The organism is Enterobacter sp. 940_PEND (genome assembly GCF_001059415.1).
Lineage (GTDB): Bacteria > Pseudomonadota > Gammaproteobacteria > Enterobacterales > Enterobacteriaceae > Enterobacter > Enterobacter cloacae_M.
Map to the genome: position 1 here is coordinate 79,772 of NZ_JUMS01000099.1, position 12,397 is coordinate 92,168.

The 12,397-nt window shown below is 54.0% G+C and carries 10 protein-coding genes; all 10 read right to left on the bottom strand.

The window, feature by feature from the left end; all coding sequences use genetic code 11:
* Positions 1–3: 3 nt before the first annotated feature.
* A complete protein-coding gene (locus ADJ24_RS14565; protein ID WP_023309330.1) occupies positions 4–1,899 on the bottom strand; it encodes a DEAD/DEAH family ATP-dependent RNA helicase in 1,896 nt (631 codons plus the stop codon).
* On the bottom strand, positions 1,892–1,972 hold the full coding sequence (gene yrbN / locus ADJ24_RS25115; RefSeq protein WP_097397692.1) for a protein YrbN: 81 nt from the start codon (positions 1,970–1,972) through the stop codon (positions 1,892–1,894). The genes ADJ24_RS14565 and yrbN overlap by 8 nt, the downstream gene beginning before the upstream one ends.
* A gap of 107 nt (positions 1,973–2,079) precedes the next feature.
* Positions 2,080–2,964 carry a lipoprotein NlpI gene (gene nlpI / locus ADJ24_RS14570; protein WP_023309331.1) on the bottom strand — a complete coding sequence of 295 codons (885 nt, stop codon included), beginning with the start codon at positions 2,962–2,964 and terminating at the stop codon, positions 2,080–2,082.
* Between the two features lie 108 nt (positions 2,965–3,072).
* On the bottom strand, positions 3,073–5,211 hold the full coding sequence (gene pnp / locus ADJ24_RS14575; protein WP_023309332.1) for a polyribonucleotide nucleotidyltransferase: 2,139 nt from the start codon (positions 5,209–5,211) through the stop codon (positions 3,073–3,075).
* 242 nt (positions 5,212–5,453) lie between these two features.
* Positions 5,454–5,723, bottom strand: coding sequence for a 30S ribosomal protein S15 (rpsO, locus tag ADJ24_RS14580; RefSeq protein WP_003861789.1), 270 nt, complete (start codon positions 5,721–5,723; stop codon positions 5,454–5,456).
* Between the two features lie 154 nt (positions 5,724–5,877).
* The gene (truB, locus tag ADJ24_RS14585) at positions 5,878–6,828 is read right to left on the bottom strand and encodes a tRNA pseudouridine(55) synthase TruB (protein WP_048702712.1); all 951 of its coding nucleotides are present in this window, start codon (positions 6,826–6,828) and stop codon (positions 5,878–5,880) included.
* The gene (gene rbfA / locus ADJ24_RS14590; protein WP_003024988.1) at positions 6,828–7,232 is read right to left on the bottom strand and encodes a 30S ribosome-binding factor RbfA; all 405 of its coding nucleotides are present in this window, start codon (positions 7,230–7,232) and stop codon (positions 6,828–6,830) included. The genes truB and rbfA overlap by 1 nt, the downstream gene beginning before the upstream one ends.
* A 212-nt stretch (positions 7,233–7,444) precedes the next feature.
* Complete coding sequence (gene infB, locus ADJ24_RS14595) at positions 7,445–10,132, bottom strand: translation initiation factor IF-2 (RefSeq protein WP_023309335.1); 2,688 nt, start codon at positions 10,130–10,132, stop codon at positions 7,445–7,447.
* Between the two features lie 24 nt (positions 10,133–10,156).
* Positions 10,157–11,659, bottom strand: coding sequence for a transcription termination factor NusA (nusA, locus tag ADJ24_RS14600; RefSeq protein WP_003861798.1), 1,503 nt, complete (start codon positions 11,657–11,659; stop codon positions 10,157–10,159).
* 28 nt (positions 11,660–11,687) lie between these two features.
* The gene (gene rimP / locus ADJ24_RS14605; RefSeq protein WP_014833432.1) at positions 11,688–12,140 is read right to left on the bottom strand and encodes a ribosome maturation factor RimP; all 453 of its coding nucleotides are present in this window, start codon (positions 12,138–12,140) and stop codon (positions 11,688–11,690) included.
* Positions 12,141–12,397 lie beyond the last annotated feature (257 nt).

Consider the following 12,397-nt stretch of genomic DNA (forward strand, 5'->3'; position numbering starts at 1 on the left):
GGCTTACGCGTCACCGAAACGACGGCGGCTGGTGCCTTCTTCACGACGTGGGCCACGGTTTTCGCGACGCTCGCCGGAGAAACGACGACCTTCACCACCGCGACCTTCGCTGCGGCCGCCCTCACGACGCTCGCCACCGAAGCTGCGACCACCGCCACGACGTTCACCACCGCGGTCAGGGCGTGGCTGTGCATCACCCATCAGCTGCATGTTCATCGGCTTGTTCAGGATGCGGGTACGCGTAAAGTGCTGCAGCACTTCGCCCGGCATGCCTTTTGGCAGCTCGATGGTGGAGTGAGATGCGAACAGCTTGATGTTACCGATGTAACGGCTGCTGATGTCGCCTTCGTTAGCGATCGCGCCAACGATGTGACGAACTTCAACGCCATCATCACGGCCCACTTCAATGCGGTACAGTTCCATGTCACCCGCGTCACGACGTTCACGACGTGGACGGTCTTCACCACCACGCTCTGGACGGTCACCGCGTGGGCCACGGTCATTACGGTCGCCACGACGTTCGAAGCGATCGTCACGGTCACGGAATTCACGCTTAGGACGCATCGGCGCATCTGGTGGCACGATCAGGCTACGTTCGCCCTGAGCCATTTTCAGCAGTGCTGCGGCCAGGGTTTCCATGTCCAGCTCTTCGCCTTCAGCAACAGGCTGAATCTGCGACAGCAGCGCACGGTACTGGTCCAGATCGCTGCTTTCCAGCTGCTGCTGTACTTTCGCGGCGAATTTTTCCAGACGGCGTTTGCCCAGCAGCTCTGCGTTTGGCAGGTCAGCTTCTGGAATGGTCAGCTTCATGGTGCGTTCAATGTTACGCAGCAGACGACGCTCGCGGTTCTCAACGAACAGCAGCGCGCGGCCAGCACGACCCGCACGACCGGTACGGCCGATACGGTGAACGTAAGACTCGGAATCCATCGGGATGTCGTAGTTAACAACCAGGCTGATACGCTCAACGTCCAGACCACGTGCTGCCACGTCGGTTGCAATCAGGATATCCAGACGACCGTCTTTCAGACGCTCCAGAGTCTGCTCACGCAGGGCCTGGTTCATGTCGCCGTTCAGCGCTGCGCTGTTGTAGCCGCTACGCTCCAGGGCTTCAGCCACTTCCAGGGTCGCGTTTTTGGTACGAACGAAGATAATCGCCGCATCAAAATCTTCTGCTTCCAGGAAACGTACCAGCGCTTCGTTTTTGCGCATGCCGTACACAGACCAGTAGCTCTGGCTGATGTCCGGGCGAGTGGTTACGCTGGACTGAATACGCACTTCCTGAGGATCTTTCATGAAGCGCTTGGTGATACGACGAATCGCTTCAGGCATGGTGGCAGAGAACAGCGCGGTCTGATGACCGTCCGGGATCTGCGCCATGATGGTTTCGACGTCTTCGATGAAGCCCATACGCAGCATTTCATCTGCTTCATCCAGTACCAGGCCGCTCAGTTTAGAGAGGTCCAGAGTACCGCGCTTCAGGTGATCCAGCAGACGGCCCGGCGTACCGACAACAATCTGTGGGCCCTGGCGCAGGGCGCGTAACTGCACGTCATAACGCTGGCCGCCGTACAGGGCTACCACGTTTACGCCGCGCATATGTTTAGAGAATTCCGTCATTGCTTCTGCAACCTGAACAGCCAGTTCACGGGTTGGAGCCAGGACGAGGATCTGCGGTGCACGCAGGTCCGGATCAATGTTGTTCAGCAGCGGCAGCGAGAATGCTGCAGTTTTACCGCTACCAGTCTGGGCCATGCCCAGCACGTCACGACCAGAAAGCAGGTGTGGGATACACTCAGCCTGGATCGGAGATGGTTTTTCGTAACCCAGATCGTTAAGGGCTTCAAGGATAGGAGCCTTCAGGCCCAGATCTGCAAAAGTGGTTTCGAATTCAGCCATGTAGTACAAGTGCCTCGATATTAATGGCGGCCAGTCTACTTAGCTCATCGTGAAAATGATTAGCAATTTTCATTGAAAAGTGTGAACCGGCTCAAAGTAGGTGTATTGACGAACAACAACGCCCTCACCAGTTAAGGTGATGGCAATCAAAAGATTACGGGCTGATGTTTATGTCGTCAGCTATTGCTGGTCCGATTCTGCCAGGTCGTCATGCTCCTGGCCCAAGAGCGATAATTCCAACAATGCATAACGGTGCTCAACGAAGTTGTGTACGTTGTTAGCAACCGCTAATTTGAACAGTGCCGTAGCGCTGTCCATATCCCCCAGACTTAGGTAGTACTTACCTAAATAGAAGTTGGTTTCACTGAGATGCTCAGCGAGCGAGGTGTTATCCGTTGCGTCCGCCTTGAGGCGTTCCATCAGCGTTGCTTCGCTAATGTTGCCCAGGTAGAACTCGACAATGTTCCATCCCCACTGTTCCTTGTCCGATTTATCGAAGCGCTGTTTCAGTGCTTCTTTTGCCTGCTTCTCATCGAGCTTCCGCTCAACGATGTAAAGCCACAGGCTGCGGAAAGGATCATTAGGATCGTCTTGATAAAACGCCAGCAGATCATCTTGCGCTAACTTATCACGACCGCCGTAATACAATGCGATACCGCGATTCAAGTGCGCGTAGTTGTAAGTTGGATCAAGCTCAAGTACAGAATCAAACGCTTCATAGGCAGCATCAAAATTGCCTGCCTGCGTTAAATAAATGCCTAAGTAATTGAATACTTCAGGCATATCAGGTCGGATAGCCAGCGCTTGTGAAAAATCATTTCGCGCCAATGCCCTCAGACCGAGACTATCATACAACACTCCGCGCTCATATAAAAGCTGTGCGCGTTCTTCATCGGTTAAAGCCCGACTGGCAAGTATTTGTTCCATGCGTGCCAGAATCACTTCCTGCTGCAAAGTCGGTTGCAATGGCACTGCGAGGACTTCGCTCTTACGCCAGGCAGAGTTGCTGCATCCTGCCAGCGTTAAAGCTGTCGCAACGAAACACCAGCGCAAAAAAGGCTTCATTTCCCACTCCCGAAGACAACTATTGGATGAACGTCCTGTCCCCCGGCGGCTTAACAAGGCGTCCTGCCTGATAATAGGCCCTCCGCAAAGCGGAGGGCAAATGGCAACTTACTCGCCTTGCTGTTCTGCTGCCTGTGCTTCTGGCGCAGCAGCTGGCTGAGACTGCTCGGTTGCTTCTTTAATGCTCAGACGGATACGGCCCTGGCGATCAACTTCCAGAACTTTCACCGGTACTTCCTGACCCATCTGCAGGTAATCGGTCACTTTCTCAACGCGCTTGTCAGCGATCTGAGAGATGTGAACCAGACCTTCTTTACCGCCACCGATGGCAACGAACGCGCCAAAGTCAACGATACGGGTCACTTTACCTGCGTAGACGCGGCCCACTTCGATCTCTGCCGTGATTTCTTCGATGCGACGGATCGCGAATTTCGCTTTCTCGCCGTCGGTTGCTGCGATCTTCACAGTACCGTCATCTTCGATTTCGATCGTGGTGCCAGTCTCTTCGGTCAGCGCACGGATTACGGAACCGCCCTTACCGATAACATCTTTGATCTTATCTGGGTTGATCTTGATGGTGTGGATACGTGGAGCGAACTGAGAAATGTCGCCACGCGGCGCGTTAATCGCCTGTTCCATCACGCCCAGGATGTGCAGACGAGCACCTTTAGCCTGGTTCAGAGCAACCTGCATGATCTCTTTGGTGATACCTTCAATTTTGATATCCATCTGCAGCGCAGAGATACCTTCGCGGGAACCCGCTACTTTGAAGTCCATATCACCCAGGTGGTCTTCGTCACCCAGAATGTCAGACAGAACAACGAAGTTGTCGCCTTCTTTCACCAGGCCCATTGCGATACCCGCAACGGCGGCTTTGATTGGCACGCCTGCATCCATCAGCGCCAGAGAAGCACCACACACGGAAGCCATGGAAGAAGAACCGTTGGATTCGGTGATTTCAGAAACCACACGAACGGTGTACGGGAACTTGTCAGCTTCTGGCATTACTGCCAGCACGCCGCGCTTCGCCAGACGACCGTGACCAATTTCACGACGCTTCGGCGAGCCAACCATACCGGTTTCGCCTACGGAGTACGGAGGGAAGTTGTAGTGGAACAGGAAGCTGTCAGTGCGCTCGCCCATCAGTTCGTCGATGATCTGTGCGTCACGTGCAGTACCCAGGGTCGCGGTAACCAGCGCCTGCGTTTCGCCACGGGTGAACAGCGCGGAACCGTGAGTACGTGGCAGAACGCCCGTACGCACATCCAGACCACGGATCATGTCTTTTTCGCGGCCATCGATACGCGGCTCGCCTGCCAGTACACGGCTACGAACAACATTTTTCTCGATAGCGTGCAGGATGTCGCTCAGTTCGTTAGCATCCAGCGCTTCGTCTTCAGCAACCAGCGTCGCGATAGTCTCAGACTTGATCACGTCAACCTGAGCGTAACGCTCCTGTTTGTCAGTGATGCGGTATGCATCGCTCAGACGAGATTCTGCCAGGGCTGCTACGCGTGCGTTCAGCGCGTCGTTTGCTGCTTCAGGCTGCCAGTCCCAACGAGGTTTACCGGCTTCTTTCACCAGGTCGTTGATGTTCTGGATAACGATCTGCTGCTGGTCGTGGCCAAATACCACAGCGCCCAGCATCTGGTCTTCGCTCAGCAGTTCAGCTTCGGATTCAACCATCAGCACAGCGGCTTCGGTACCCGCAACCACCAGGTCCAGCTTACTTTCTTTCAGCTCTTCCTGAGTTGGGTTCAGCACGTACTGGTCATTGATGTAGCCAACGCGCGCGGCACCGATTGGGCCATTGAATGGAATACCAGACAGTGACAGGGCAGCGGATGCGCCGATCATGGCAACGATGTCCGGGTTAACCTGTGGGTTAACGGAAACAACGGTCGCGATAACCTGTACTTCGTTAACGAAGCCTTCCGGGAACAGCGGACGAACCGGGCGGTCAATCAGACGCGCAATCAGCGTTTCGCCTTCGCTTGGACGGCCTTCACGACGGAAGAAACCACCCGGGATTTTACCGGCAGCGTAGGTACGCTCCTGGTAGTTAACGGTCAGCGGGAAGAAGTCCTGACCTGGTTTAGCTTTTTTCTGGCCAACAACGGTAACGAATACCGCAGTGTCATCCATGCTTACCATAACGGCAGCAGTAGCCTGACGTGCCATCATGCCGGTTTCCAGCGTGACGGTATGTTGACCATACTGGAATTTACGAACGATCGGATTCAGCAAAGTTCTGTCCTTTCTTAAATGTTTGACAGCACACCACCGGTGTGCTGTCGATTTAACCCGACCTTCTTCGCATCCTCGCGACTAATGACAACCAACACCCCCATGGGTGAAGCCTCTCATTAGCCGCGCGAACCTCTGCAATGAAGATCATTTATAGCAACAATACAATAGTTTCCAGTGAATTGCTGCCGTCTGGTTGAAAAAAGGGGCCATCAGGCCCCCTTTTCTGAAACTCGCAAGAATTAGCGACGCAGACCCAGACGCTCGATCAGCGCGGTGTAGCGTGCAACATCTTTACGTTTCAGGTAGTCGAGCAGTTTACGACGCTGAGAAACCATACGCAGCAGACCACGACGGCTGTGGTGATCTTTTTTGTGCTCTGCAAAGTGACCCTGCAGGTGGTTAATCTGTGCAGTCAGCAGTGCAACCTGAACTTCGGTAGAACCGCTGTCGTTAGTACCACGACCAAACTCAGAAACGATTTTAGCTTTAGCTTCAACGCTTAGAGACATTTTCAAACTCCAAAGTATAAAGAATGTAAGGATGCCGATCTCTAATTCAGCAATCCCATGTACGCCCCGCAGATTGTTAAACAATTTACCAGGCGTTAAGCGGCGATATTCTACTCGTCTCCCCTGCTTATCGCAAGGTGAGCCGTTATCACCGTCACGCGTCGACCGGATATTCGACGACCAGACGACGCGGCGCAATGCGCCCTTCGCCATCCATTTCTCCCATACCGATGAATTTCCCTTCGTCACCTTCGGTCACGCGTACCAGTCCTTCCAGCGGCGCTTCCGCCGTACGAACCGGGTTGCCGTTCTTAAAGTAAACGGACGATGTTAAAGGAAGATTAACAACCGGGAAGTCCGCTGCCGGACTGTCCATCGGCATCAGCAAGGGATCCAGCAAATCTGCCGGCGCGATCCCCTGCGCTTCCGCCTGTTCTACCAGCTCGCGCAGATGTTCCAGGGTCACCATCCGCTCCACCGGGTACTTGCTTACCGCCAGACGGCGCAGGTAAATCACATGCGCACCGCAGCCCAGCTTTTCACCGAGGTCGTCAATGATGGTGCGAATATAGGTCCCTTTCGAACAGTGTACTTCCAGCTCCAGCTCATCGCCTTCGTGGCGAATAAACAGCAGCTCATACACGGTTATCGGACGGGCTTCACGCGGGACATCAATGCCCTGGCGCGCATATTCGTAGAGCTTCTTGCCCTGATATTTCAGCGCCGAATACATCGACGGCACCTGCATCGTGTCTCCACGGAAGCTCTCCAGCGCAGCATCAAGCTGTTCCGCGCTGAACGTCACCGGACGCTCTTCCACCACCTGGCCATCCGCGTCGGAGGTATCCGTGCGCTGGCCCAGTTTAGCGATAACGCGGTAGCGCTTATCGGAGTCGAGCAGGTACTGGGAAAACTTTGTCGCCTCTCCCAGGCAGACCGGCAGCATGCCGGTTGCCAGCGGATCGAGCGCGCCGGTGTGGCCCGCACGGTTGGCGTTATAAATACGCTTAACTTTCTGCAGCACGTCGTTGCTGGAAGCGCCCTGGGGTTTATCCAGCAGCAGCACACCATGCACGTCGCGACCGCGACGACGAGGACGACTCATTAGTCCTCCTTGCTGTCGTCCGCCGGGTTAACACGACGCTCGTCGTCATGTTTAACCACGCTGGTCACCAGGTTGGACATACGCATACCTTCGACCAGCGAGTTGTCGTAGAAGAAGGTCAGCTCAGGCACGATACGCAGGCGCATCGCTTTGCCAAGCAGGGAGCGGATGAAACCAGAGGCTTCCTGCAACGCTTTAATGCCGTTTTTCACTGCCGCTTCGTCCTGATCGTTCAGGAAGGTGACGAACACTTTTGCATAGGCCAAATCGCGGGACATTTCGACACCGGAAACGGTAGTCATCATGCCGACGCGCGGGTCTTTAATTTCACGTTGCAGAATGAGTGCGATCTCTTTCTGCATTTCCTGCGCTACGCGCTGAGGGCGACCAAATTCTTTCGCCATAATAAATTCTCCAGACAAAAAAGGGGCTAAAAGCCCCTTTTAAAATTATTGCCGGGTGGCGCTTCGCTTACCCGGCCTACGCTAGTTAATCTTCTAAGGATTTTGGGTTGCAACAAGGCGGCAAGCTCGTGAATCCCCGGGAGCATAGATAACTATGTGACCGGGGTGAACGAGCGCAGCCAACGCAGTGGCGGCCCAAAAGCCGACGAAGATTAAGCGATGGTACGCTGAATTTCGATGATCTCGAACACTTCGATCATATCGCCAACGCGAACGTCGTTGTAGTTCTTCACGCCGATACCACATTCCATGCCGTTACGGACTTCGTTAACGTCATCTTTGAAGCGGCGCAGGGATTCCAGCTCGCCTTCGTAGATAACCACGTTGTCACGCAGTACGCGGATTGGGTTGTGACGCTTGATGTTACCTTCGGTAACCATACAGCCCGCGATCGCACCGAATTTCGGTGATTTGAACACGTCACGTACTTCAGCCAGACCGATGATCTGCTGTTTCAGCTCAGGAGACAGCATGCCGCTCATGGCTGCTTTCACTTCGTCGATCAGGTTATAGATGACGGAGTAGTAGCGCAGATCCAGGCTTTCAGCTTCAATCACTTTACGCGCGGATGCATCCGCACGAACGTTGAAGCCAACCAGGATAGCGTTGGAGGCAGCAGCCAGGGTCGCGTCGGTTTCGGTGATACCACCTACGCCAGAACCGATGATCTTCACTTTCACTTCGTCGGTAGACAGTTTCAGCAAGGAGTCGGAGATCGCTTCCACAGAACCCTGAACGTCGGCTTTCAGAACGATGTTCACTTCGTGAACTTCGCCATCGGTCATGTTGGCAAACATGTTCTCGAGTTTAGATTTCTGCTGACGAGCCAGTTTAACTTCACGGAATTTACCCTGACGATACAGTGCCACTTCACGCGCTTTCTTCTCGTCACGCACCACGGTCACTTCGTCACCGGCAGCCGGAACACCGGACAGACCCAGGATTTCCACTGGAATGGACGGACCTGCTTCCAGCACTTCCTGACCCAGTTCGTTACGCATCGCACGAACGCGACCGTATTCGAAACCGCACAGAACGATATCGCCTTTATGCAGCGTACCTTCGCGAACCAGAACGGTAGCAACCGGGCCACGTCCTTTATCCAGGAAGGATTCGATAACCGCACCGCTCGCCATACCGTTACGGATGGCTTTCAGCTCCAGAACTTCGGCCTGCAGCAGGATCGCGTCCAGCAGTTCGTCGATACCGGTACCCGCTTTCGCAGACACGTGTACGAACTGGCTTTCGCCGCCCCACTCTTCCGGCAGAATACCGTACTGGGAAAGTTCGTTTTTAACACGATCGGGATCCGCTTCTGGCTTATCGATCTTGTTCACTGCAACCACAACCGGCACACCTGCTGCTTTCGCGTGCTGGATAGCTTCGATGGTCTGCGGCATGACGCCGTCGTCTGCAGCAACAACCAGAACAACGATATCCGTCGCCTGAGCACCACGAGCACGCATTGAGGTAAACGCGGCGTGGCCCGGAGTATCCAGGAAGGTGATCATACCGTTGTCAGTTTCTACGTGGTAAGCACCGATGTGCTGGGTAATACCACCCGCTTCGCCAGAGGCAACCTTGGTAGAACGAATGTAGTCAAGCAGAGAGGTTTTACCGTGGTCAACGTGACCCATGATGGTCACAACCGGTGCGCGCGGTTCAGCCGCAGCACCAGTATCACGGTCGCTCATTACTGCTTCTTCCAGCTCGTTTTCACGACGCAGGATAACTTTGTGGCCCATCTCTTCAGCAACCAGCTGTGCGGTTTCCTGATCGATGACCTGGTTGATGGTCGCCATGGCACCCAGCTTCATCATTGCTTTGATGACCTGAGAGCCTTTAACCGCCATCTTGTTCGCCAGTTCGCCAACGGTAATGGTTTCGCCAATCACGACGTCACGGTTAACTGCCTGAGCCGGCTTCTGGAAGCCCTGCTGCAGCGCGGAACCTTTACGCTTGCCGCCTTTACCGCCGCGAACAGCAGCGCGTGCTTCTTCACGGTCAGCTTTGGATTCAGCGTGCTTGTTGCCTTTTTTCGCCGGACGCGCTGCTTTTGCATTACGACCACGGCCACGGCCGCCTTCTACTTCACGGTCGTTATCATCTTCAGCCTGACGCGCATGCTGAGAAGTGGTCACGTGATAGTCGCTGGTGTCTTCAGTCGGCTCAACGGTATTCACACCATTCTTCTCGTTTTCTTCTGCCATGCGGCGCGCTTCTTCGGCGACGCGGCGAGCTTCTTCTTCCAGCTTACGGCGGGCTTCTTCTTCCGCTTTACGCTTCAGCTCGGCAGCTTCATTTTCACGGCGGGCTTTTTCAGCCTGGGCGGTTTTGGTCATTTCGTCTGTCTGTTGATTGCTCACTTTGTCTTTTTCCGCAGCGTCACGCTTCACTTTATCACTTGCGTCGCGTTTCGCTTTTTCTGCGGCCTCACGTTCAGCTTTTAATTCTGCTTCACGTTTGGCGGCTGCTTCCGCCTCACGCTGAGCTTGTTCTTCCGCTTCACGCTGTGCCTGCTCTTCCGCGGCAAGGCGTTCTGCCTCTTGCGGATCACGTTTTACAAAGGTGCGCGTCTTGCGGACTTCAATTTGTACCGATTTGCTTTTGCCACCGGTACCAGGGATGTTTAACGTGCTGCGCGTTTTGCGCTGCAGCGTTAACTTGTCAGGCGTAGAACCGTGTTCACGGTTCAGGTGCGTTAACAAGGTTTGTTTTTCTTGCGCGGTCACCGAGTCATCAGCGGACTTCGGGATCCCTGCATCAGCAAATTGCTGTACCAGGCGGTCCACGGAGGTCTGAATCTCAGCAGCCAGCGATTTTACAGTTACATCAGTCATGCTGTTCCTTCCTGCTACAGTTTATTACGCTTCGTCGCCGAACCAGCAAATATTACGTGCGGCCATGATGAGCTCGCCGGCTTTCTCGTCGGTTAAACCTTCGATATCAGCCAGGTCATCAACGCCTTGCTCAGCGAGATCTTCCAGCGTACAAACACCACGGGCAGCCAGCTTGAACGCAATCGCACGATCAAGACCTTCCAGATTCAGCAGGTCATCAGCCGGCTTCTTATCGCCAAGGCTTTCTTCCTGAGCCAGTGCCAGGGTGGTCAGTGCGTTTTTAGCGCGTTCACGCAGGGCTTCAACGGTTGGTTCATCCAGACCGTCAATTTCCAGCAGCTCTTTCATTGGCACATAGGCCAGTTCTTCCAGCGTAGAGAATCCTTCTTCAACCAGAACAGTGGCGAAGTCTTCGTCAATATCCAGGTATTTAGTGAAGGTATCGATCGCCGCATGGGCTTCAGCCTGATGCTTAGCCTGCAGGTCATCAACGGTCATTACGTTGAGTTCCCAGCCGCTCAGCTGTGACGCCAGGCGTACGTTCTGACCGTTACGGCCGATTGCCTGCGCCAGGTTGCCCGCTTCAACAGCGATATCCATGGTGTGTTTGTCTTCGTCAACAACGATAGACGCCACATCAGCTGGAGCCATTGCGTTGATCACGAACTGCGCCGGGTTGTCATCCCACAGAACGATATCAATACGTTCGCCGCCCAGCTCAGTAGAAACTGCCTGAACGCGCGCACCGCGCATACCGACGCAAGCACCGACCGGGTCGATACGCTTGTCGTTGGTTTTCACCGCAATTTTCGCACGGGAGCCCGGATCGCGAGCCGCCGCTTTAATTTCGATAACTTCTTCACCGATTTCCGGCACTTCGATACGGAACAGTTCTACCAGCATTTCTGGTTTAGAACGGGTCACGAAGAGCTGTGCACCACGCGCTTCAGGGCGTACCGCGTACAGAACGCCGCGAATACGGTCGCCCGGGCGGAAGTTTTCACGCGGCAGCATATCTTCACGCAGGATCACGGCTTCAGCGTTACCCGGCAACCCTTCGGATTTGATCTCGAGGGAGATGTTGTCGCGGTTCACTTTCTTCACCACGCCGGTAATGATTTCGCCTTCCTGATCGCGGAACTGATCGACAACCAGCGCGCGCTCGGCTTCGCGCACTTTCTGCACGATAACCTGTTTAGCGGTCTGCGTGGTGATACGGTCGAAGGTCACAGATTCGATCTGATCTTCAACGTAGTCACCCACGTTCAGACTTTCGTCTTCAAAACGGGCGGCTTCCAGCGTGATCTCTTTGGTCGGCTGGGTCACTTCTTCAACGATTACCCAACGACGGAATGTATCGAAGTCACCGCTTTTACGATCGATTTCTACGCGAACATCGATCTCTTGTTCGTATTTTTTCTTGGTTGCTGTAGCCAGTGCACTTTCCAGCGCTTCGAAAATCTTCTCACGCGGCAGTGATTTCTCGTTGGAGACGGCTTCAACAACAGCCAAAATTTCTTTGTTCATCGCGGGCTTTTCACCTCAATCCAGACTGTTAAAAGTGGGGAACCAGGTTCGCCTTCTGGATATTACTCAGCGCGAACACTTCATCTTTGCCTTCGACTGTCACCGTGATCATTTCACCATCAACGGCTTTGATAATTCCCTGCCATTTACGGCGGTTCTGTACGGCCATACGCAGAACGAGAGCCACTTCTTCACCGGTAAAGCGCACATAATGCTCGGCCGTGAACATCGGGCGATCGAGGCCAGGTGAGGAAACTTCCAGGTTGTACGCAACGGTAATCGGGTCTTCAACATCAAGAACCGCACTCACCTGGTGGCTGACATCAGCACAATCATCAACATTGATGCCATCTTCACTATCAATATAGATGCGCAGCGTCGATGTACGGCCGCGAACGAATTCGATGCCGACCAGTTCGTAGCCCAGTGCTTCGACCGGTGCAGTAATCATCTCTGTTAATTTTTGCTCTAATGTGGACAAGCCCACCCCCAAGACATAAAAAAAGGGCGTAAAGCCCAGTTATTCTGTAGTCAGATAACAAAAAACCCCGATAAATCGGGGCTTTAGATAACTGAACCCTATAGCCACAACTGTGGCCTGGAGCACTTTCCAAAAGAATTTTTTCAAATCCAGCTACGAAGGCTCTAAGTCTTCACAGTATATTTGAAAAAGAACTTTATGGGAAAGTGGTTGCGGGGGCCGGATTTGAACCGACGACCTTCGGGTTATGAGCCCGA

Bases quoted from the DNA above. Each gene is read 5' to 3' on its own strand.
- truB (WP_048702712.1), bottom strand. From the start codon at position 6,828: ATGAGTCGTCCTCGTCGTCGCGGTCGCGACGTGCATGGTGTGCTGCTG.
- infB (WP_023309335.1), bottom strand. From the start codon at position 10,132: ATGACTGATGTAACTGTAAAATCGCTGGCTGCTGAGATTCAGACCTCC.
- yrbN (WP_097397692.1), bottom strand. From the start codon at position 1,972: ATGAAAATTGCTAATCATTTTCACGATGAGCTAAGTAGACTGGCCGCC.
- nlpI (WP_023309331.1), bottom strand. From the start codon at position 2,964: ATGAAGCCTTTTTTGCGCTGGTGTTTCGTTGCGACAGCTTTAACGCTG.
- ADJ24_RS14565 (WP_023309330.1), bottom strand. From the start codon at position 1,899: ATGGCTGAATTCGAAACCACTTTTGCAGATCTGGGCCTGAAGGCTCCT.
- rpsO (WP_003861789.1), bottom strand. From the start codon at position 5,723: ATGTCTCTAAGCGTTGAAGCTAAAGCTAAAATCGTTTCTGAGTTTGGT.
- nusA (WP_003861798.1), bottom strand. From the start codon at position 11,659: ATGAACAAAGAAATTTTGGCTGTTGTTGAAGCCGTCTCCAACGAGAAA.
- rbfA (WP_003024988.1), bottom strand. From the start codon at position 7,232: ATGGCGAAAGAATTTGGTCGCCCTCAGCGCGTAGCGCAGGAAATGCAG.